General features: G+C 63.0%; 22 protein-coding genes. 11 read left to right on the forward strand and 11 right to left on the reverse strand.

Features of this window, described 5'->3' with window-relative positions; genetic code table 11:
• Positions 1-185 precede the first annotated feature (185 nt).
• The 6 genes from ACQ4WQ_RS24500 (at position 186) to ACQ4WQ_RS24525 (ending at position 7,722) form a co-directional block, all read left to right on the forward strand.
• Complete coding sequence (locus tag ACQ4WQ_RS24500; RefSeq protein WP_436500659.1) at positions 186-3,824, forward strand: EAL domain-containing protein; 3,639 nt, start codon at positions 186-188, stop codon at positions 3,822-3,824.
• A gap of 150 nt (positions 3,825-3,974) precedes the next feature.
• Positions 3,975-4,595 carry a phasin family protein gene (locus tag ACQ4WQ_RS24505; protein WP_436500661.1) on the forward strand — a complete coding sequence of 207 codons (621 nt, stop codon included), beginning with the start codon at positions 3,975-3,977 and terminating at the stop codon, positions 4,593-4,595.
• 138 nt (positions 4,596-4,733) lie between these two features.
• Entirely contained in the window at positions 4,734-5,405 is a 672-nt protein-coding gene (locus ACQ4WQ_RS24510) for a TetR/AcrR family transcriptional regulator (protein WP_034758777.1), read from the forward strand.
• A 41-nt stretch (positions 5,406-5,446) separates the two neighbouring features.
• Positions 5,447-6,220, forward strand: coding sequence for a tetratricopeptide repeat protein (locus ACQ4WQ_RS24515; protein WP_436500663.1), 774 nt, complete (start codon positions 5,447-5,449; stop codon positions 6,218-6,220).
• Between the two features lie 10 nt (positions 6,221-6,230).
• Complete coding sequence (locus ACQ4WQ_RS24520) at positions 6,231-6,776, forward strand: LOG family protein (RefSeq protein WP_046682536.1); 546 nt, start codon at positions 6,231-6,233, stop codon at positions 6,774-6,776.
• A 349-nt stretch (positions 6,777-7,125) separates the two neighbouring features.
• Complete coding sequence (locus ACQ4WQ_RS24525; RefSeq protein ID WP_326457255.1) at positions 7,126-7,722, forward strand: PEP-CTERM sorting domain-containing protein; 597 nt, start codon at positions 7,126-7,128, stop codon at positions 7,720-7,722.
• Between the two features lie 95 nt (positions 7,723-7,817).
• Here ACQ4WQ_RS24525 and ACQ4WQ_RS24530 read toward each other — a convergent pair whose 3' ends face one another.
• The 3 genes from ACQ4WQ_RS24530 to ACQ4WQ_RS24540 form a co-directional block, all read right to left on the reverse strand.
• Complete coding sequence (locus ACQ4WQ_RS24530) at positions 7,818-8,330, reverse strand: YgjP-like metallopeptidase domain-containing protein (RefSeq protein ID WP_072456536.1); 513 nt, start codon at positions 8,328-8,330, stop codon at positions 7,818-7,820.
• 115 nt (positions 8,331-8,445) lie between these two features.
• Positions 8,446-8,844 carry a KGG domain-containing protein gene (locus ACQ4WQ_RS24535; RefSeq protein WP_326457254.1) on the reverse strand — a complete coding sequence of 133 codons (399 nt, stop codon included), beginning with the start codon at positions 8,842-8,844 and terminating at the stop codon, positions 8,446-8,448.
• 48 nt (positions 8,845-8,892) lie between these two features.
• On the reverse strand, positions 8,893-9,405 hold the full coding sequence (locus ACQ4WQ_RS24540) for a phasin family protein (RefSeq protein WP_326457253.1): 513 nt from the start codon (positions 9,403-9,405) through the stop codon (positions 8,893-8,895).
• A 346-nt stretch (positions 9,406-9,751) separates the two neighbouring features.
• On the opposite strand from ACQ4WQ_RS24540, the gene purU reads away from it, so the two are divergent.
• Together purU and ACQ4WQ_RS24550 are read left to right on the forward strand one after the other, a co-directional pair.
• Positions 9,752-10,633, forward strand: a complete 882-nt coding sequence (purU, locus tag ACQ4WQ_RS24545) for a formyltetrahydrofolate deformylase (protein WP_326457252.1) — start codon at positions 9,752-9,754, stop codon at positions 10,631-10,633.
• A gap of 39 nt (positions 10,634-10,672) precedes the next feature.
• Positions 10,673-11,215: a YaeQ family protein gene (locus ACQ4WQ_RS24550; RefSeq protein WP_034786185.1), complete on the forward strand. Its 543-nt coding sequence runs from the start codon at positions 10,673-10,675 to the stop codon at positions 11,213-11,215.
• Between the two features lie 60 nt (positions 11,216-11,275).
• Here the strand turns inward: ACQ4WQ_RS24550 and ACQ4WQ_RS24555 are convergent, their stop codons facing one another.
• A complete protein-coding gene (locus tag ACQ4WQ_RS24555; RefSeq protein ID WP_326457251.1) occupies positions 11,276-12,061 on the reverse strand; it encodes a head GIN domain-containing protein in 786 nt (261 codons plus the stop codon).
• Between the two features lie 188 nt (positions 12,062-12,249).
• On the opposite strand from ACQ4WQ_RS24555, the gene ACQ4WQ_RS24560 reads away from it, so the two are divergent.
• Positions 12,250-12,885 (forward strand): class I SAM-dependent rRNA methyltransferase, encoded by a 636-nt coding sequence (locus tag ACQ4WQ_RS24560; RefSeq protein WP_436500667.1) that lies wholly within the window; start codon positions 12,250-12,252, stop codon positions 12,883-12,885.
• 51 nt (positions 12,886-12,936) lie between these two features.
• Here ACQ4WQ_RS24560 and ACQ4WQ_RS24565 read toward each other — a convergent pair whose 3' ends face one another.
• The 4 genes from ACQ4WQ_RS24565 to ACQ4WQ_RS24580 form a co-directional block, all read right to left on the reverse strand.
• Positions 12,937-13,362 (reverse strand): helix-turn-helix domain-containing protein, encoded by a 426-nt coding sequence (locus ACQ4WQ_RS24565; protein WP_326457249.1) that lies wholly within the window; start codon positions 13,360-13,362, stop codon positions 12,937-12,939.
• On the reverse strand, positions 13,350-13,631 hold the full coding sequence (locus tag ACQ4WQ_RS24570) for a type II toxin-antitoxin system HigB family toxin (protein WP_436500669.1): 282 nt from the start codon (positions 13,629-13,631) through the stop codon (positions 13,350-13,352). Before ACQ4WQ_RS24570 ends, ACQ4WQ_RS24565 begins: the two co-directional genes overlap by 13 nt.
• 76 nt (positions 13,632-13,707) lie before the next feature.
• Entirely contained in the window at positions 13,708-14,982 is a 1,275-nt protein-coding gene (locus tag ACQ4WQ_RS24575; RefSeq protein WP_436500671.1) for a c-type cytochrome, read from the reverse strand.
• Positions 14,979-15,701 carry a c-type cytochrome gene (locus ACQ4WQ_RS24580; protein ID WP_436500673.1) on the reverse strand — a complete coding sequence of 241 codons (723 nt, stop codon included), beginning with the start codon at positions 15,699-15,701 and terminating at the stop codon, positions 14,979-14,981. The genes ACQ4WQ_RS24575 and ACQ4WQ_RS24580 overlap by 4 nt, the downstream gene beginning before the upstream one ends.
• Positions 15,702-15,845: 144 nt before the next feature.
• Between ACQ4WQ_RS24580 and ACQ4WQ_RS24585 the strand changes: the two genes are divergently transcribed.
• Positions 15,846-17,267, forward strand: coding sequence for an aminotransferase-like domain-containing protein (locus ACQ4WQ_RS24585; protein ID WP_436500675.1), 1,422 nt, complete (start codon positions 15,846-15,848; stop codon positions 17,265-17,267).
• 90 nt (positions 17,268-17,357) lie between these two features.
• Positions 17,358-17,705, forward strand: coding sequence for a DUF4870 domain-containing protein (locus tag ACQ4WQ_RS24590; RefSeq protein WP_326457244.1), 348 nt, complete (start codon positions 17,358-17,360; stop codon positions 17,703-17,705).
• Between the two features lie 21 nt (positions 17,706-17,726).
• On the opposite strand, the gene ACQ4WQ_RS24595 is transcribed toward ACQ4WQ_RS24590, so the two are convergent.
• Genes ACQ4WQ_RS24595 through ACQ4WQ_RS24605 form a run of 3 tightly spaced genes read right to left on the reverse strand, consistent with a single transcriptional unit; the run spans position 17,727 to position 19,336 of the window.
• Positions 17,727-18,155: an SMI1/KNR4 family protein gene (locus ACQ4WQ_RS24595; protein ID WP_436500678.1), complete on the reverse strand. Its 429-nt coding sequence runs from the start codon at positions 18,153-18,155 to the stop codon at positions 17,727-17,729.
• 20 nt (positions 18,156-18,175) lie between these two features.
• Entirely contained in the window at positions 18,176-18,823 is a 648-nt protein-coding gene (locus tag ACQ4WQ_RS24600) for a 3'-5' exonuclease (protein WP_436500680.1), read from the reverse strand.
• A 9-nt stretch (positions 18,824-18,832) separates the two neighbouring features.
• Positions 18,833-19,336, reverse strand: a complete 504-nt coding sequence (locus ACQ4WQ_RS24605; RefSeq protein WP_326457241.1) for a ProQ/FINO family protein — start codon at positions 19,334-19,336, stop codon at positions 18,833-18,835.
• Positions 19,337-19,469 lie beyond the last annotated feature (133 nt).

A 19,469-nucleotide genomic window follows, 5' to 3' on the forward strand; every position in this document is an offset into this window, starting at 1 on the left:
ACGTCGAAAGACAGGCGGTGAAAATTTGTTCTTGAGGCCGCTTGCCCCGCTCCGCAGACATCCGGCGCCCACCTATTTCTCTGAATATATGGCAAGATGTTGTAGGATTGTTATGGTGGCCGCGCAAGCGGAAAGTTGAACGCAGGCAGAAAATGAGTCCATGCAGCTTTTATTGGGGGCGCTAATTGTCCGCACGTATCCTGATTATCGAAGATAACGCCACCAATATGGAATTGATGGTGTACTTGCTGCGCGCCTTCGGGTACACGCCGCTGGCCGCCTACGACGGCGAAGAGGGTGTGCGCATGGCGCGCAGCGAATTGCCGGACTTGATCATCTGCGACGTGCATTTGCCCAAGCTCGATGGCTATGGCGTGGTGGCGGAGCTGAAGAAAGACCCGCAGCTGCGCAAGATCCCGGCCCTGGCCGTGACGGCGCTGGCCATGGTGGGCGACCGCGAACGCCTGCTCGAAGCGGGCTTCAATGGCTACATCGGCAAGCCGATCGAGCCCGACCTGTTCGTCGCGGAGCTGGAGTCTTTTTTACCCGGGGCGCCGTCGACGCCAGTTAAAAACGACATAGCCACCATCCTGATCGTCGATGATCATGTACTGAACCGCGAGTTCCTGACCGCGCTGCTGGGCTACGGCGGCCACCGGCTGCTGGAGGCGGCCAACGGCGCCGACGCGCTGGAAATCCTGCGCACCGAGCGGCCGGACCTGATCATCTCCGACATCCTCATGCCGAACATGGACGGCTACGAATTCGTCACGCGCGTGCATGCCGATCCCGCGCTGACTGACGTGCCCATCATCTTTTATACGGCCACCTACCGCGAGCAGGAAGCGATCCTGCTGGCGCAGGCCTGCGGCGTGCGCTGGGTGCTGCCCAAGCCGTCCGATCCCGAGGTCATCGTGCGCACCGTCAACGAGGCGCTGGGACTGATGCCGCCGGCGGCCCAGGTGCCGGCCGCGCCGGGCGCCGGCGGCGCTGCGGCGCCTCCCGCCACGGGCAAGCTGGCCGGCATCGAACACCAGGTCAGCGGCTACCTCGACGAACTCGAATCGAGCAGCCAGCAGATTTCGCAACTGGCCAGCCAGCGCGAGGGCCATGCCGCCATCCCCGAAGACCTGGGCGTCATGACGGAGCGCCTGTCGCGCTCGCTGTCCAGCCTGCAGGCGGTGAGCCTGCGCCTGACGGCCCTGATCGAGCTGGGCATCGAGCTGGGCGCCGAACGCGATCCGCGCGCCCTGATCGAGGCGGGCTGCAAGGTGGCGCAGAATATCTGCGTCTCCAAGTACGCCTGCATCGGCGTGCTGGAAGAGGGCGCCGAAAAGCTCAGCTATTTTTCCTCGTGCGGCGCCGAGAAGAACCTCGAGCGCATCGCCAGCACGCCGCGCACGGGCATCCTGAACCGCTTGCTGGAACAGCGCCAGCCCTACCGGGTCAATGGCTTGAAGGGCGACCCCGGCGCGCTGGGCCTGCCCGACACGCATCCTCCCGTGCATTCCTTCCTGGGCGTGGCCATCGCTTCGCGCGAGCGCAGCCACGGCTGGCTGTATCTGGTCGACAAGCTGGGGGCGAATGAATTTTCCGAAGTCGACGAGCGGGTCGCCGCAACGGTGGCGGCGCAGATCGCCGTCGCCTACGACAACCTGCTGCTGTACGATGAAATCAAGCGCCACCACGAGCAGCTGACCCTGGACATGGCGGCGCGCATCCGCCTCGATGAAGACTTGCGCCGCTTCCGCCTGGCGATGGACGCCACGGCCGACGCGATTTTCCTCGTCGATCGCGCCGGCATGTGCTTTGTCGACGTCAACCAGACGGCTTGCCGCATGCTCGGTTTCGAGCGCGAGGATTTCCTGCGCGTGGGACCGGGCCGCGAGCACGAGGGCGAAGCCCAGCTGGAAGAGCTGTACAACAAGCTGCTGGCCGGCGACCAGGGCGGCCCGATGGCGGAATTGCAGCTGCAGCGCAAGGATGGCTCGCCACTGTCGGTGGAAGTGCAGCGGCGCACCCTGCGCTCGGGGCAGAGCTGGATCCTGGTGGCCGTCGCGCGCGACATCACCGAGCGCAAGGATGCCGAACAGCGCCTGATGAAGCTGGCCCATTTCGACACCCTGACCGGGCTGCCGAACCGCAGCCAGTTCTACGCCTCGCTGACCCATTCGCTGGCCCAGGCGGCCGAACACCAGTGGGCCGTGGCCGTGCTGTTCATGGATATCGACCGCTTTAAGAATGTCAACGATACCCTGGGCCACACCATCGGCGACGACCTGCTGCGCCAGTTTTCCAGCCGTCTCGTCGATTGCCTGCGCGTGCGCGATACCATTGGCCGTTTTGGCGGCGATGAATTTGCCACCATCCTGCTGCTGCCCGAAGGCGCCCAGCATGCCGTGGGCGTGGTCGACAAGATCCGCGAGGCGATGCGCAAGCCCTTCGACCTGCAGGGCCACGAGGTGACGGTGACGGTCAGCATCGGCATTTCCGTGTTCCCCGATGACGCGGCCGATGCGGACACTCTGATCCAATATGCCGACACGGCCATGTACCGCGCCAAGGAGGCGGGCCGCGACGCCTTTCGCTTCTTCACGGCGGAAATGAACGCGCAGTCGATGGCGCGGCTGGACATGGAAAATGCCCTGCGGCGTGCCATCGATAACGAGGAATTCGTGCTGTTCTTCCAGCCCAAGGTGAATATCATCTCGGGGCGCATCAGCGGCGCCGAGGCCCTGATACGCTGGCGCCGTCCCGGCCACGGCATGGTGTCGCCGGCCCTGTTCATCCCCCTGCTGGAAGAGACGGGGCTCATCGTGCGCGTCGGTAACTGGGTGCTCGACGAGGCCTGCAAGAAGATCAGCGAATGGGGCGCCAGCAGCATCGGCCCCGTGCACCTGTCGGTGAACGTCTCGGGCATCCAGTTCTTCGTCGGCGGCCTGGAAGAAGAGGTGCTCAAGGCCATCCGCAAGCACGATATCGCGCCCGACCTGCTGGAGCTGGAGCTGACGGAAAGCTCGCTGATGTCGAATGCCGAGGAAACCATCGCCGTGCTGCGCAACCTCAAGGCGCTGGGCATCCAGATATCGATCGACGATTTCGGCACCGGCTATTCCAGCCTGGCCTACCTGAAGCGCTTCCCCATCGACAAGCTGAAGATCGACATCGCCTTCGTGCGCGAAGTGACCAGCAACCCGGACGACGCGGCCATCGTGCTGGCCATCATCAGCATGGCGCACAGCATGAAACTGGACGTGATCGCCGAAGGCGTGGAAAACGATGCGCAGCTGGCCTATCTGCGGCGCCACGGCTGCGACGAGATGCAGGGCTATTATTTCAGCCGCCCCGTGCCGCAGGAAGAGTTCGAGCAGATGCTGATGGGCGGCAAACTGCTGCAGGCGCCGCAGGATGATGGCGGCGAGGAGCAGCAAACCTTGCTGATCGTCGACGACGATGTCTTCATGCTCGACGTGCTCAGCGACTTCCTGGCGCAGGACGGCTACCGCATCCTGACGGCGCAGACGGCCGCCGAGGGCTTCGACATCCTGGCGCGCCACAAGGTGCAGGTGATCCTGTGCGACCAGTGCATGCCGCTCATGAGCGGCACCGAATTCATGGAGCGGGTCAAGCACCTGTGCCCCGACACCTTCCGCATCATGCTGTCGGCCTTTGCGGACCTGACGCCCATCATGGCGGCCATCAACCGCGGCGCCGTCGACCGCTTCTATACCAAGCCGTGGAAAGGCGCCGTGCTGCGCGAGAATATCCGCGAAGGCTTCCGCCTGCACAAGCTGCTGCATGGCCCGGTGAAGGCGGCGGCCTAGGCGCTGGCGGCGCAGTCCACGGGCCGCCGTGTGTGCTGGCGCACCTTGGGAAGCAGTTTTCCGGCGAATTAGACTCCCGTCTCTAGTTTTGCTCACTAGAATAAAAATATCCATGAAGTGGCATGGCCTTTCACATGACGGGAGCTGGCGATGGTGAAGAAATTGAAGGAACTGGCGGAAGACACGGAATTGGCGAGCGCCGTGCGCTCGTCCGCGCAGCAGATCTGGCAAGCGGGCCTGGGCGCCTTCGCCAAGGCGCAGGAAGAGGGCGGACGCGTGTTTTCCAAGCTGGTCAAGGAAGGCACGGAATTCCAGAAGCGCGCCGAAGACAAGGTGGCCGATGTCAGCGGCAGCGTCAGCAAGCTGGCCGATGGCGTGGGCAAGCAGGCCAGCGGTTCCTGGGACAAGCTGGAACAGGTGTTTGAAGAGCGCGTGGCGCGGGCGCTGGCCACCATCGGCGTGCCCATGCAACACGACATCGCCGCGCTGCACGCCAGGATCGATGCCTTAAGCGCGCAGGTGGCGGCGCTGCCGGGCAAGGCCGCGCCGGCGGCCAAGCCGAAGGCCGTGGCCAACAAGCCTGCCGCGAAGGCGGCGCCGAAAACGGCACCGAAGGCCGCACCGAAAGCCGCAGCGAAAGCGGCCGTCGCCAAGGCGCCGGCCAAGCCGGCGGCCAGGACGACAGCCAGGGCGGCGCCGCGCGCCGCAGCCAAGCCCGTGAGCAAGCCCGCCGCCAGGCCGGCGGCGAAGAAAAAAGCGCCGCCGGCCTGAGCCGGCGCAGCATTCCTCCAGCCTGCGCGAGCAGGCTTTTTTTTGCCTGCCTTATTCGCCGGTGCCGTGGGGCGGAGTGTTTCATTACGGCTATCTTAGGTGGTATGCTTGAGGCAGAACACAGAGAGATTGCCCGCCATGCTACAAAAAGCACCACGCCGTACCCGCGAACGCATCCTGGAGTTGTCGCTGCGCCTGTTCAATGAGTTTGGTGAGCCGAATATCACGACGACCGTGATTGCGGAAGAGATGAACATTTCGCCGGGAAACCTGTATTACCACTTCCGTAACAAGGACGACATCGTCAACTCGATCTTCGTCCAGTTCGAGGCGGAAATCGAACGCATCCTGACCGTGCCTGACGGGCGCCGCTCGAATATCGAGGACGTCTGGCTGTACCTGCACCTGATGTTCGAACTGATTTGGCGCTACCGCTTTTTCTATCGCGACCTCAATGATTTGTTGTCGCGCAACCGCAAGCTGGAATTGCACTTCAAACTGATCCTGGCGCACAAGATCAAGGTGGCCACGCAGCTGTGCGAAGATTTGCGCAGCGAACAGTCGCTCGAGGCATCGGACATGGAAGTGGCTGCCATGGCGACGAATATGGTGGTCGTTGCCACCTACTGGCTGTCGTACGAGTACGTGCGCAATCCGCGCAAGTACAGCGAGCAGCAATCGATGTCCGATGCATTGGCGCGCGGCTGCTACCAGGTGCTGTCCCTGATCGGCCCCTATTTGCGCAATGAAACGCATTTGCTGTTTCGCAAACTGTCGGAAGAGTATGTGACCAAACTCAAGAACGACTGACGCGGCTGCTGGCGCCGCGTCGTCATTTACAGGAGAGAGAGATGGCCTGGAAACAATTCCCCTATCCGGACGCAGCGTATGTCTACACGCCGCAAACCCTGGAAGCGGCCTGGTCGCGCCTGCATGCGGGCGATGTGGAACCATTTCCCACCCACCCGGCGCTGGTGCAAGCCTGGCTGGCCTTCCATGCGGGCGACTTCGAGCGCGCCGTGAAGCTGGGCCTGGCCGTCGGCGTGCCCGGCTATGCGGTCGCGCACAAGGCGACCTGCATCTATGCCACGCATCTGGAAGTGAACGACAGCCAGAAACTCGACATGTACGAGGAAGTGGCCGAGCGCTGCGAGCGCCAGCAGAGCGAGCAGCCGGACAATCCGGCCGGCTACTACTGGCATGCCTACAGCCTGGGCCGCTACGCGCTGGGCACGTCCGTCGTCAAGGCGCTGGCGCAAGGCATGGGCGCGCGCGTGCGCAACAGCCTGGACCGCACGATGACGATCGCGCCCATGCATGCGGAAGCGCATATCGCGTTTGGGATTTATCATACGGAAATTATCGACAAGGTCGGCGCGATGATCGGCGGCCTGACCTACGGCGCCAACAAGGAAGACGGCTACCAGCACTTCAAGACGGCGCTGGCCCTGACACCATATTCGGCGCTGGCGCACAGCGAATATGCGCGCGCGTTGAACATGCTCGACGGGAAGAAAAAGCTGGCGGAAGCGCTGGCACTGTATGAAAAGGCGGCCGAGTGCGTGGCACTGGACGCCAAGGAACGCCTCGAGGTCGAGGCGGCGATCGATGAATTGAAAGGGTAGGATTACTGTGATCAAGGCTTTATGTGTGTATTGCGGCGCCAATGCGGGCGTCTCGCCGGACTATGCGGTGGCGGCGCGCGAACTGGCGCGCGTGCTGGTGGCGGAAAATATCTCGCTCGTGTACGGCGGCGGCAAGGTGGGCCTGATGGGCGTGATCGCCGATGAAGTGCTGCGCCTGGGCGGCGAGGTGACGGGCGTGATTCCCACCCAGCTGGTGGAGCGCGAAGTGGGGCACATGGGTTTGACGCGCCAGTTCATCGTGAAGGATATGCATGAGCGCAAGGCGATGATGGCCAGCCTGTCCGATGCCTTCATCGCCATGCCCGGCGGCTATGGCACGCTGGAAGAGCTGTTCGAGATGCTGACCTGGGCCCAGCTGGGCTTGCATGCCAAGCCCATCGGCTTGCTCAATGTCGACCGTTTTTATGACGGTTTGATCGCTTTCGTGCAAAACGGCAAGGAGCAGGGCTTTATCCGCCCGCAGCACGCGGCGTTCCTGAATGCCGACGCCGATCCTGCCGCGCTGGTGCAGCGCCTGAAGGAGTGTGCGCCGTAACGCCGTTGTTGCCTGGCAGTGCGGTCTTTGCCGGTCAACACTTTTCCTGTCGCTTGAAGAGAGCCATGCACTGAGCACTGCATGGCTTTTTTATTTCCGCACGGGAAAACTGATCGGGCTTGGCGACTTCATTAATAAAAATATAGCCATAATATTGCACTGTTAGCATGTTTTTTTGAAAATGAAGATGCTTTTTAAGCATGGCTGTGGTCTACTGGCAGGGTTCAAAAGTTAGGAATTTCGGACACCGACGAGCGTAGTACAGACTCCCAAAAAAAGGTGCCGATCCGTTTCAAGTTGCCACAGCCACGCTACTTCATCATCTCGAAAGGATGCTATTTTGAAATCTATGACCCTCTTGCGAGCGACCGCTGTCGCCGCCATTCTCGCTGCCTCCGCTGGTGCGCAGGCACAAAGCACCACGATCACCTTCGATGCGCTGGAACAACCCGGCCACTTTGCTTCCTTCTTCAAATCCTATTCCGAAGGCGGCTACAACTTCGACAGCAGCTGGTTAGGCTTGCTGAGCTCGGCACACCAGGACAGCCTCGCCTATGCCGGCTCGGCCGGTCTCGGCGCGACGCCCCTGTCGACGACGACCCTGAGCCGTGCCGATGGCGCCGCTTTCTCGCTGAGCTCGATCAGCCTGGCCGACTTCGTGAGCTTGCCCGGTTCCTTTGACGTGACGTTCGTCGGCCACCAGGTGGGCGGCAGCACGGTGACCCAGACCTTCAGCCTCGGCGGCGGCCACACCTTTGCCGATTACACGTTTACGGGTTTCAGCAATCTGCTGTCGGCCTCGTGGAAAGAGGGCGCCTTGCACACCTTCCAGGTCGATAATATCGCCGCCAGCGTGAGCGCCGTGCCGGAACCGGCCACCTACGGCATGCTGCTGGGCGGACTGGGCTTGCTGGGCTTCATGCTTCGCCGCAAGAACGCCGCCTGAGCCGGATCATGACGCCGGCGATGCCGGCGCATCAATAAAAATGCCGCCCAGTGTATGCCGGGCGGCATTTTTACGTGGATGTCATGACCAGGATGTCATGACCAGAGGCGCTGGCCTGACAGGTCGAGCTGGGTCAGGTACAGGCGCACGTCGAATTCGTACTGGTGGTATTGCGGTTCCATATAGGTGCACAGCTTGTAGAAGGCCTTGTCGTGCTGCTTTTCCTTCACGTGCGCCAGTTCGTGCACGGCGATCATGCGCAGGAATTCCAGCGGCACTTCCTTGAACATGGTGGCCACGCGGATTTCATGCTTGGCCTTGAGCTTGCCTCCCTGCACGCGCGAGATCGAGGTATGCAAGCCCAGCGCATGCTGGATCACGTGGATCTTGCTGTCGAACGCCACTTTGTTGATGGGCTCGGCATTGCGCAGGAATTCATTCTTCAAGTCCTGCACATACTGGTACAGCGATTTGTCGTTGCGCACATCGTGCGCGTTCGGATAGCGTTTTAACAGGACGTCGCCCAGCTTGTCCTGTGCGATCAGTTGCTGCACTTGCGCTTGCGTTTGTTCGGAATAGGCGCTCAGGTATTTCAGGGATGGCTGCATGCGGGGAAGGGCGGGGCGGGGCGCGGATGTGTCGGTAAGGCGAGAATGTACCATACCGCCGCGCCCCGCGCTGCGCCGGCCCTTGCACGGGGCCGCCAAGCCCCGTGCCTGCCGGTCAGCCCTTGTCGTCCTCGTCCTTGCCGCCCTGCCGGCCGGTGCGGCCCTGCTCGCTGCCGCCGCTGCGCGCCGCCGTGCCGCTGCGGCTTTCATTGGCGCGCTGGGCCGATTGCCGGCTTTCGCCGCCTTTCCGGCCGATTTCCGCCATGTGTTCGCGGTTGCGGCTGACGGCTTCACCGCCTTTCTGCCCGGCTCGGCGTGCTTCTTCCGAGTCGAATTCATGCGCCGTGCCCTTTTGATGGGCTGCCTGGCCGCCCTTGCTGGCAATTTCGCGTTGCTGCTCCTCGTTCATGGCGGCGAAACCGCGCTTGCTCGTGCCTTTGGCGCTGCCCGATTCGCTGGCTTTCTGGCTGCTGCCAGCGCCTTTGCCCTGTTCATTACCTTGATTGCTAGCCATGTCGCTCTCCTTGCTGTCGAGTGGGGGTCAAGTGGTCTGTGCAGGCGCTCAATGCGCCTGATCGGATTGCCTGCTGGTATCGTGGCTGCGGCCCGCGCCGTCGCGGTGGCCCGTGGCGTGCATTTTTTCGATCATTTCACGCTGGCGCTGCGTGGCTTTTTCCGTTTCCTCGGCCGTCTTGCGCACCACTTCGTCAGCGAAGGCCACGGCCGTGCGGCTCGTTTCGGGCAGGTGGTTCTCTGCCGTGCGGTTCATCTCGACATTGGCGTTGGCGACCAGATTGCCGAGCTGCTGCTGGTATTGGTGCAGCTTGTTGCTGCTTGGCTGCAACTGGCCAGCGGCCAGCGACATGAACTCGCCCGTGTCGCGCGCGCCCAGCAGTCGCTGGCTGGCATTGCTCCACTCCTGCAGCAAGTCTTGCGCCAGCCGCAGATGCAGCTCGCTCAATTGCTGCGCCGTATCGAACATCTTGCGCGATAGTTCCGTGGCGAAATTGCACTGGGCCTCGAGATGGGACTTCAGGGCGGGGCTGAGACTGGGGAAAATACTGTTTGTGAACATGTTCTACCTCAATGAAAAGCTGATCCAGAAAACATCCGGTGCACCGGATGCGGCGTATGGTGAAACAAGCAAAGAGATAGACGCCGGATGGCGTGCCAGGTTCCACGCCAGGTACCGGTTTGGCGCGAGAATGGGGCCCGGCAGGTGGAAAAATACGATGACTTTGCGCTAGATCAAATGAACGTCAATCGGCTTGGCGCCACCGGCAGCCATGTTGCTTGTGCGGAAAATGCAGGTTTACAGGCCCGGCCGTGCGACAATAGCCGGCTCGCGGCAGCGCAGCCGATGGCCGGCGCGCGTGGCTGAGTCGAGCATAGCCCTAATTTTTTTGCCTTATTCCGCGACCATGACGCATCCCGAATACATCCTGACCCTGTCCTGCCTGGACCAGCGCGGCATCGTGCACCGCGTCTCCGGCTTCCTGGCCGATCACGGCTGCAACATCCTCGATTCCGCCCAGTTCGGCGACCAGGAATCCCAGCTGTTCTTCATGCGCGTGCATTTCGCCTTGGAAGACGGCGCCGTCAGCGACGCCCAGTTGCGCAATGACTTCGCCGACTTGTCGCAAGTCATGCAGCTCAATGGCCAATTCCATGGCCAACTGCACGATGCGCGCGTCAAGCCGCGCGTCATGCTGATGGTGTCGAAGATCGGCCATTGCCTCAACGATTTGCTGTTCCGCTACAAGAGCGGCTTGCTGAACGTGGAAATCCCCGCCATCGTGTCGAACCACATGGAGTTCTACCAGCTGGCGGCCAGCTACAATATTCCCTTCCACCACCTGCCGCTGGCGGCCGGCGCGCCGGAAGCGGCCAAGCTGGCGCAGGAAGCGAAGATCATCGAACTGATGGACACGCACAAGATCGACCTGGTGGTGCTGGCGCGCTACATGCAGATCCTGTCGCCCGGCCTGTGCCAGGCGCTCGACGGCCGCGCCATCAATATCCACCATTCCTTCCTGCCCAGCTTCAAGGGCGCCAAGCCGTATGCGCAGGCGCATCACCGCGGCGTCAAGCTGATCGGCGCGACGGCCCATTTCGTCACGGGCGACCTGGACGAAGGCCCGATCATCGAGCAGGACGTCGAGCGCGTCGACCATGCGATGGATGCGGAAACCCTGACGGCCATCGGCCGCGACGTCGAGTGCGTGGTGCTGGCGCGCGCCGTGAAATGGTTCGTCGAGCACCGCATCCTGAAAAATGGCGACAAGACGGTGGTTTTCCGCTGATACCGACTTCACTATTCACTTTACCGAGACAGAAACACGATGGCCCTCAAAGCAACAATTTTCAAAGCCGATCTGCAGATCGCCGACATGGACCGCAACTACTACCAGGATCACGCGCTGACCCTGGCGCGCCACCCGTCCGAAACGGACGAGCGCATGATGGTGCGCCTGCTGGCGTTCGCCATCCACGCCGACGAGGCGCTGACCTTCACCAAGGGCCTGTTCGATACGGAAGAGCCCGACCTGTGGCAGAAGGACTTGACGGGCGCCATCCAGCTGTGGATCGAAGTGGGCCAGCCGGATGAAAAGCGCATCCTGAAGGCCTGCGGTCGTTCGGAGCAGGTCATCGTCTACAGCTACGGCGCAACCAGCCACATCTGGTGGAAGCAGATCGCCAATAAATTGGAACGGGCGAAGAACCTGACCGTGATCAACCTGCCATCCGAGGCGGCGCAAGACATGAGCAAGCTGGCGCAGCGCAGCATGCAACTGCAATGCACGATCCAGGATGGCCAGATCTGGCTGACGGACAGTGTCAACACGGTGCTGATCGACCGCGAACCGGTGAAGCCGGCACGCTGATGTTGGCTGTCTGAAATGCACAAAGCCCGGATCGCTCCGGGCTTTTTGCATTGTGATTGATCAATTCGGCGCGCTGCCCAGGCGCTTGATGCTGCTCGAACGCTGCATGCTGCGGCTGATGCGCGGGTCGCCGTAGTAGCTCACTTCGCCCGAGCCGCCGATGCTGATGGTCAAGTCATCCTTGGCCCACACTTGCGCCTCGCCCGAGCCGCCGATGCTTACCTGGACCTCGCGCGCGGCCAGGCGGCCTGCCTGGATGTTGCCCGAGCCGCCGATCGAGGCCGTCAGCTGCTCCGTCTTGCCGCTGGCCTTGAAGCTGCCGCTGCCGCCGATGGCGATGGACACCTGGCGGCTGTCGAGGTCGCGCGCGTTGATGGAGCCGGAGCCGCCCACGTCGAAGCGCAGATTCTCGGCGCGCAAGCCCGTTGCCGTGATGTTGCCCGAGCCGCCCACGCTGACGCGCTCCACCTGGCGCGCCTGGATGACGATGGTCAGGCTGCTCTGGCGGAAGCTGGCGTTGCGCTTGGCGGGGCGGATGCGCAGGGTGCCGTTTTCCACGGCCGTGTCGATCAGCGGTAGGATATTGTCGTCGGCTTCGATGGTGACGCTGTCCGTGTTGCCGATGCGCAGTTCGACCGTGCCCGGCACGTTCAGCGCCACGGCATGGAAACTGCCCACTTCGCGCGTCTGCTTTTGCAGCTTGCCGCTGCCCTGGATGCTGTTGCTGGAAATCCAGTCGAGCGGCGACGCCAGCGCCGGCGCGGCCGGGATGGCCAGCGCGCAGGCGGCCAGCAGCAGGGCGGTCGCGGCGCTGGCGCGGCGGCGGTGGAAAAGTGGCTGTGTCATTCTTGCTCCCTGTTTTGAATTGGACTGCATGCATGGTATGCCAGCCGGCCGCGCCTGCGTAGCGCGCTGCGACAGACTGCGCCGGCAGCGGCATGGAATGCAGGAGGATGCGACAGGATGGCATGAGGTATCATGCCGGTATTGGACATACGACGAGGGGCACGCGCCGCTCACACTACTGGAATTACATGCTGATCATCACCATCAAACAGGGCAAGGAAAAGAGCTTGCTGGGCCAATCGTGGATTTACGCGTCCGCGATTGAAAAAGTCGAAGGCAAGCCGCAGGAAAAAATGAAGCCCGGCTCGACGGCCATCGTGCAGAGTTCTTCGAAACAATTCATTGCCCGCGCCGCCTACAATTCGAAGTCGCAGATCCGCGCGCGCATCTGGAGCTTCAAGGAAGACGAACCGGTCGACCACGCGCTGATCAAGCGCAGGGTCAAGGCCGCCATCGAGAAAAAACTGCCAGCCATCAAAAAGGCAGGCGACAACCAGCTGCTGACCCTGATCAAGGGCGAGGACGAGGGCTTGCCCGGCCTGGTAGTGCAACTGTTTGGCGGCGTGCAAGGCTATCTGATCTGCGAATTCAACGCCGGCGGCGTCGACGCGTGGAAAGTGGCCATCGTGCAATCGCTGATGGCGTCCACGGGCTGCGTCAACGTGTATGAGCGCTGCGATGACCTGATGCGCAAGGGCGAAGGCTTGCCCCTGATCGACGGCGCCCTGGCCGGTGAGGAACCGCCCGATGAAGTCATGCTGACGGACAACGGCGTGCGCTATGCGCTGGACCTCAAAACGGGGCACAAGAGCAAGTTTCGCTGAGAACAGCTGCTTGACGTGAAAAAACCGGCGCTGGCCGGTTTTTTTATTGGCTTACGCCATGAACACACTGGCGGGAACATTGAACCGTTGTGTCAGGGCCTTGATCTGCCGCACATTCAATGCTCGCTTGCTGCTGAGTATTTCAGAGACGACGCCCTGGGTGCCAATTTCCGGCAGGTCGGATTGCGTCAGCGCATGCTGTTCCATCAACAGGCGCAGTGTCGCGGCAGGCGAGATGGCGGCAGGCGGAAAATGCTCCTGATCGTAGTCGCCGATCAGCCGGCCGATACTGTCAACCAGACCGGCCAGCGGATGCTGTTCATCAGCCGCCCCGGCATCCAACAGATGATGCAATACGCTGACAGCCTGTTCATAAGCGGCCGCATCAGGAATTGCCTGCAGAGGAACGAGCTTGGACAGGGCTTGATAGTGGACAGTGATTTCCGTAATCATTTCACGATGCATCAGGGTTGCCATGCGTCATCCTCCTTATGCGTCAATACTTCCCGGATGAATAGCAGCTGGCGATTAAAGTGAATCGCGGCGATGATCCGGTACTTGTTGCCGCCGATATTAAAAACATAGTAATCACCGACGCGATCGGTGGCGTTAAATGTCGACTTCAGCACGGCGAAATTGGCAAACGGCCGCGATTCGATGATCTTGCGCCACGCTTGCATGGGTTCGCCCGCCAGGGGGTGTTTTCTGGCGAAATCCATCAAAGCCTTGTTGGCGACGATGCGCATATGTCAAAGCGATGCCGTGACGAAGTGATATCGTGATGTACGGATTATCTCAATTTGAGATAATCGTCAAACGGCGCTACTCCAGCGGCACGCTGCGGTACTTGTTTACCTCCAGCGCCGACACCGCCGGCGCATCATTGCCCCACGACGCGCGCAGATACGTGACCACGGCGGCCACTTCGGCGTCATCCATGACGGGGCCGAACGGCGGCATGCCGTAGGGACGCGGGTTGCCTTTTGTCCCGGGTGCGAAGCCGCCGTTGAGCACGAGGCGGATGGCGTTCACGGCCGAAACGGTCGTCAGCGCGCGGTTGCCGGCCAGCGGCGGGTAGCCGGGCGGCACGCCCTTGCCGTCGGCCTGGTGGCAGCTCGCGCATTGCGCTTCATACAGTTTCGCGCCCAGCGCCAGTTGCTGCCGGGCTTGCTCCGACGTGTCGCGCGGCGTCCGCTTGACCGCTTGGGCGGGGCCGGGCAGGCTTTTCAGGTACACGGCCATCGCCTGCACGTCGGCGCCGCTCATGTGCTGCAAGCTTTGCCGCACCACCTCGGCCATGGGGCCGAAGACGGTGGCGCGCGGCGAGACGCCCGTTTGCAGCAATTCCACGATATGCGCCGTGTCCCAGTCGCCCAGGCCCGCTTCCGCGTCCGACGTCAGCGACGGCGCATACCAGCCCAACACGGGGATCAGGCCGCCTGACAGGCCGTCGTCGCTGCCGCCCAGGGTGGTGCGGCTGCTATGGCAGGCACTGCAGTGGCCCAGGCCCTGCACCAGGTAGGCGCCACGGTTCCATTCCATGCTGTTGCCCGTCAGCGGCTGATACACGCCCGGCTTGAAATACAAGGCGCGCCAGGCAGCCAGCGCGATCTGCTGGTTGTAGGGGAAGCGCAGCGCGTGCGGCGCGTTCGTCTGTTTGTGCGGCGGCACGCTCTGGAAATACGCATACAGGGCGTCGCTGTCCTCGCGCTGCACCTTGGTGTAGCTGGTGTAGGGAAAGGCCGGATACAGCAGGCGGCCGTCTTTCGACTTGCCGTTGTGGATGGCGCGCCAGAAATCGTCGGCCGTCCAGCTGCCGATGCCCGTTTCCTTGTCGGCCGTGATGTTGGGCGAGAGTACCTTGCCGAACGGCGTCTGCAAGGCCCGTCCGCCCGCGTACGGTACGCCGCCGCGCGTCGTGTGGCAGGCCATGCAGTCGCCCGCCTTGGCCAGGTAGGCGCCGCGCGCGACCAGCTGTTCCTGGCTCAGGGTGCTGGCGACGGCGGGCGGGCCCATGTCGTCGTCCGGGTACAGCAGGAACTTGGCGCTGCCGCCGGCGACCAGTACCAGGCCGGCCGCGATCATCCATTTTTTCATGGCGCCACCTGCGCGCTGGAGCCCGGCACGCCGCCGCAATGCAGGGGCAAGGGCAGGGCGATGCTGCTGGCGGGGCGCGCGTCGGCGCTGGCCACCTGCGTGCCGAGCCAGGCCGAGACGGCGCCCACGTCCGCGTCGGACAGGCGCTGCGCCACTTGCGCCATGCAGTCGGGCGCGTGGGCGCGGCGGATGCCGTTCTTCCAGGCGCCCAGCTGGGCGTTGATATAGTCGCGCGGCAAGCCCAGCAAGCCGGGGATGGTGGGCGCCACGCCGGCCAGCTTCTCGCCATGGCAGGCGATGCAGGCGGGAATCTTCTTGCCGGCATCGCCTTGCAGCACCAGCTGCTTGCCGCGTTCCAGGGCCGCCGTGCCGGCGCTGCTGGGCTGGGCCGGCGGCGGGGCAGGGTGCTGCGCCGCAAAATACTCGGCGATTTCGCGCAGGTAATCGTCGGGCAAGTGTTCGACCATATAGTTCATCATCGGATACTGGCGCCGTCCCTCGCGAAAGTTCAGCAGCTGGTTGTACAGGTAACCGGCAGGTTTGCCGGCGATGCGGGGAAAGAAGGCGTCGTGGCGTTCCTTCGGCGCATGGCAGGCCGTGCACGCCTTGATGCGCTGTTCCAGGCTGTCGTGGCCAGCCGGCAGCGGGGCGGGCGCGGCCATGGCGGGCAGGGCGATAGCCAGGGCCAGCACCAGCACGGGAGGGGAATGCAGTAGCATGGAAAGTCGCATGGGAAAGGAACCTGTCTCGTATGGCGTGCCGGTGTTGCTGCCCGGATGTTGTTACCCTAGCATATACCGGGTGCTGTTACTGTGACAGGATCAGTTGTGCAATAAAACTACGGATCAGTTTGAGGAGCAGGGTTGAAACGATATGAGGAATTGGCGGAAGAAGTCGCCGCCATGATAGCCACGCAGCTGCTGCTGCCTGGCGACAAGTTACCCTCCGTGCGCCAGCAGCATGCGCGCAGGGGCGTGAGTCCGTCGACGGTGTTCCAGGCGTATTATTTGCTCGAAGCGCGCGGCATGATCGTCTCGCGCCCCCGCTCCGGCTATTACGTGGCGCCGCAGCGCGCCGCGCTGGCCCCCGAGCCGGACAGTTCCCACCCGCTCGACGCCAGCACCACCGTCGATGTCAGCGACCTCGTGTTCGAGGTGCTGGGCGCCGTGGGCGCGCGCGATATCGTGCCCTTCGGCTCCGCGTTTCCCAGCCCGCACCTGTTCCCGATGGAGCGGCTGGCGCGGGCCGTGTCGGCCAGCATGCGCCGTCTGGACCCGTGGAGCACCGTCACGGATTTATCCTTGGGCAATGCCGAGCTGCGCCGCCAGATCGCCCTGCGCTACCAGCAGGGCGGCGCGCCCGTTTCCAGCGACGACATCGTCATCACGAACGGCGCGCTGGAAGCGCTGAACCTGTGCCTGCAAGCCGTCACGCGGCCCGGCGACACGGTGCTGATCGAGTCGCCCAGCTTCTATGCCTGCCTGCAGGCGCTGGAGCGGCTGGAACTCAAGGCGGTGGAAATTGCCACCAGCCCCCGTGACGGCGTCGACCTGGCCGCGCTCGAGGAATTGCTGCAGCGGCACCAGCCCAAGGCGTGCTGGCTGATGACGAGTTTTCAGAATCCGCTGGGCAGCCTGATGCCGCCGGAAAAGAAGCGCGTGCTGGTCGAACTGCTGGCGCGCCATGGCGTGCCGCTGATCGAGGATGACGTGTATGGCGAGCTGTATTTCGGCAAGCAGCGCCCGGGCTTGACGAAAAGCCACGACAGCGCGGGCCTCGTCATGCATTGCAGCTCGTTTTCCAAGACCCTGGCGCCCGGTTTCCGGCTGGGCTGGGCCGTGGCGGGCCGCTACGCGCGCCAGGTCGAGCGCCTGAAGCTGACCACGAGCCTGTCGGCGCCGATCCCGCTGCAGATGGCCTTGGCCGATTACCTGGCGCAGGGCGGCTACGACCGGCATCTGCGCCAGCTGCGCCTGACCCTGGCGGCGCAGCAAAACACCATGCTGCAAGCGATTGCCGTGCATTTTCCTCCCGGCACGCGGGTGACGCGGCCGCAGGGCGGCTATTTCGTCTGGGTGGAGATGCCGGTGGGCATCGATGCGCTGGCCTTGCACCGCAGCGCGCTGGCGGCCGGCATCAGCATCGCGCCCGGCCCCATCTTTTCCGCCACGCGCGCGTTTCGCCACTGCATCCGTCTCAATTACGGCCACCCGTGGAGCCCGCAGCTGGAAGCGGCCATCGCGACCCTGGGACGGCTGGCGCTGGCGGCGGCACGCGGCACATGAAAAAAAATCCCTTGCGGCAGCAAGTGTTTCATTCCAAAAAGAAATATTACTGTTATATTGATGTATCTATAACTAATGATGGGAATGATAATGGATAACACGCAGCCGGAAGTGGGTCGTACGCAAGATACGACGATTGCCATTCTGTCCCATATTGGCGGCCTGTTCACCAGCTGGGTGGCGCCGCTGATCATTTACTTGATCAAGAAGGATGATGCGGATAAGTTCTCCGCCGAGAATGCCCGCGAAGCGCTCAATTTCCAGATCACCCTGATCCTCTGGTACATCGTCTGCTTCATCCTGACTTTCGTCATCATCGGCATCTTCATGTTCTGGCTGGTGGCGCTGGGCAATCTGGTGTTTTCCATCATTGCCGCCGTCAAGGCCAGCAATGGCGTCGTCTATCGCTATCCGCTGACCTGGCGTCCCGTCAAATAAGCTGGCGCCGGCCGCCGGGTTTTATCCCGGGCGGCCGGGCAGTGTCAGGAATGACGCAAAGTCGGGCGCCACCGCGGTGGCTGCCCCTGTCTCGTGCGACCACAGCACGACCACCGGCTCGCCCGTGGGTCCCGTTTGCGCATAATCAAAACAATAGTAATCGCCCGTGCCGAACTGGGCAAAGGGCAGCAGGGCGCTGGCCTCGTTGCCGTTCGCGCCCGTATTCTCCAGCCATTCCTGCCAGCTCGTCTCGTAATGGCGCGCTATCGATTCCCACGTCTTGCGCGCATTGGCCGCGTCGTAGACGGGAAATATGCTCAAGGCGCCCAGCGCGCGGCCATTGTTGACCAATAACCATTGCGCGTAGGAGGCAGGCAGCGATCGCCCCAGCGCCTGTTCGGCGGCGGCGATCGCGTCAAGCGTGGTGCCGATGGACTTGTTCCTGCTCACCTTGCGGGAAGGCGTCCGGCTCAGGCGGCGACCGGCGGCGGGGCCGGCGGCATGCTGGCGCGCGGGGGCTTTTGCGGTGCGACCTTGCCGCCGTCGGCGATCCAGCGGCGGTACACGCGCAGGGCCACTTGCGCATCGTCGGCCGCGTACAGGATCTGCTTTTCCGTCAGGCGCGAGGTGGCCCAGTTGGTGGTGGAGATCTTTTTCGATTTCTGCAGGTGCAGGCCGAAGAACTTGGCCACGGCCGTCTTCGCGCCCAGGTCGTTGCGCTGGCCGCCGCGCAGGGCGACGGACAGGTCGAGCACCTGGGCCGGCGCGATACCGAGCTTGTTGCGCAGGCGCTTGACGTCGTCGGACAGGCCAAAACCCACCTTCAGGGTGGTGGTCGACTCGAGGATGGCTTTCAGTTCGGCCAGGGCCGGCGCCGGCGTGCTGCCTACCTGGAACAGGTAGGCGATGTCGTCGGTGGCCAGCTGGATCAGATGCGGTCCCGTGGAGGACTCGCCCTTCACAAACGTCGGCTTCGATTCCGTATCGAAGCCGATGGCGTCCGCTGCCAGCAGGGCAGCCATGGCCGCTTTCGCCTCATCGCTGGTGCGTACCAGCCTGACGTGGTCGAGGGCGATGCCTTGATAGGGGGGCAGTGGCGGTGCGGCAGCTGTGTCCATGAAACCGGATCAGCCTTTGCGCGAGAATTTCGCGGTCAGCTGATTCAGTTTTTCCAGGCGCAAGCGGTTCGCTTCTTCGGCGGCGGCCGCGTCGCGCTCGGCTTTCTTGCGCTCGGCTTCCTTCTTGAAGCGTTGCTGCAAGACTTGCGTGGCGTGGTCGCGGTGCGTTTGCGTCACTTCCGCGCCGGCAGTGCCGTCGAGGTCGTAGCGGATCTTGGCTTTTTCCATCACGCGCAGGTAGCGCAGCGAACCCGTGTGGATGCCCAGCGCCGTGCGCATCAGCTTGCGGTCCAGGTCCGGCAGGCGCGCCAGGATCTGCTTGTCGATACCGATCGACAAGGGCAGGCAATCGCGGAATGGCGGGAATTGCTCCTGGAACTGCTTGAGCAGCGCGCGCGCGGTCAGGCCGGCAGGCGCCGGCGTGGTCGTCGCTGCGGCCGGTGCCGCCGCTGGGGCTGCATCGACTGGCGTGTCAGGAGTGGTGGCTTGCTGGTCTGGCGTGGAGCTGGTCATCGACATCATTGGTTGGGCTATAAAAGGGGAGCATAGCACGCGCCACAGGCAAGTGCATTGTCTTTTTTGGCAACTTGCGCTGTAACAAGCGGGTCCGCCCTACAGCGGACGCAGCGCGAAATGCGGGAAATGT

This window comes from Janthinobacterium goodfellowi (genome assembly GCF_051380695.1).
GTDB lineage: Bacteria > Pseudomonadota > Gammaproteobacteria > Burkholderiales > Burkholderiaceae_D > Janthinobacterium.

Excerpts from the sequence above, each read along its gene's own strand:
- ACQ4WQ_RS24590 (WP_326457244.1), top strand. The coding sequence starts at position 17,358 with ATGGATAACACGCAGCCGGAAGTGGGTCGTACGCAAGATACGACGATT.
- ACQ4WQ_RS24505 (WP_436500661.1), top strand. The coding sequence starts at position 3,975 with ATGGTGAAGAAATTGAAGGAACTGGCGGAAGACACGGAATTGGCGAGC.
- ACQ4WQ_RS24555 (WP_326457251.1), bottom strand. The coding sequence starts at position 12,061 with ATGACACAGCCACTTTTCCACCGCCGCCGCGCCAGCGCCGCGACCGCC.
- ACQ4WQ_RS24510 (WP_034758777.1), top strand. The coding sequence starts at position 4,734 with ATGCTACAAAAAGCACCACGCCGTACCCGCGAACGCATCCTGGAGTTG.
- ACQ4WQ_RS24575 (WP_436500671.1), bottom strand. The coding sequence starts at position 14,982 with ATGAAAAAATGGATGATCGCGGCCGGCCTGGTACTGGTCGCCGGCGGC.
- ACQ4WQ_RS24550 (WP_034786185.1), top strand. The coding sequence starts at position 10,673 with ATGGCCCTCAAAGCAACAATTTTCAAAGCCGATCTGCAGATCGCCGAC.
- ACQ4WQ_RS24540 (WP_326457253.1), bottom strand. The coding sequence starts at position 9,405 with ATGTTCACAAACAGTATTTTCCCCAGTCTCAGCCCCGCCCTGAAGTCC.
- purU (WP_326457252.1), top strand. The coding sequence starts at position 9,752 with ATGACGCATCCCGAATACATCCTGACCCTGTCCTGCCTGGACCAGCGC.
- ACQ4WQ_RS24600 (WP_436500680.1), bottom strand. The coding sequence starts at position 18,823 with ATGGACACAGCTGCCGCACCGCCACTGCCCCCCTATCAAGGCATCGCC.
- ACQ4WQ_RS24570 (WP_436500669.1), bottom strand. The coding sequence starts at position 13,631 with ATGCGCATCGTCGCCAACAAGGCTTTGATGGATTTCGCCAGAAAACAC.
- ACQ4WQ_RS24565 (WP_326457249.1), bottom strand. The coding sequence starts at position 13,362 with ATGGCAACCCTGATGCATCGTGAAATGATTACGGAAATCACTGTCCAC.
- ACQ4WQ_RS24580 (WP_436500673.1), bottom strand. The coding sequence starts at position 15,701 with ATGCTACTGCATTCCCCTCCCGTGCTGGTGCTGGCCCTGGCTATCGCC.
- ACQ4WQ_RS24560 (WP_436500667.1), top strand. The coding sequence starts at position 12,250 with ATGCTGATCATCACCATCAAACAGGGCAAGGAAAAGAGCTTGCTGGGC.
- ACQ4WQ_RS24605 (WP_326457241.1), bottom strand. The coding sequence starts at position 19,336 with ATGACCAGCTCCACGCCAGACCAGCAAGCCACCACTCCTGACACGCCA.
- ACQ4WQ_RS24535 (WP_326457254.1), bottom strand. The coding sequence starts at position 8,844 with ATGGCTAGCAATCAAGGTAATGAACAGGGCAAAGGCGCTGGCAGCAGC.
- ACQ4WQ_RS24515 (WP_436500663.1), top strand. The coding sequence starts at position 5,447 with ATGGCCTGGAAACAATTCCCCTATCCGGACGCAGCGTATGTCTACACG.
- ACQ4WQ_RS24530 (WP_072456536.1), bottom strand. The coding sequence starts at position 8,330 with ATGCAGCCATCCCTGAAATACCTGAGCGCCTATTCCGAACAAACGCAA.
- ACQ4WQ_RS24525 (WP_326457255.1), top strand. The coding sequence starts at position 7,126 with ATGACCCTCTTGCGAGCGACCGCTGTCGCCGCCATTCTCGCTGCCTCC.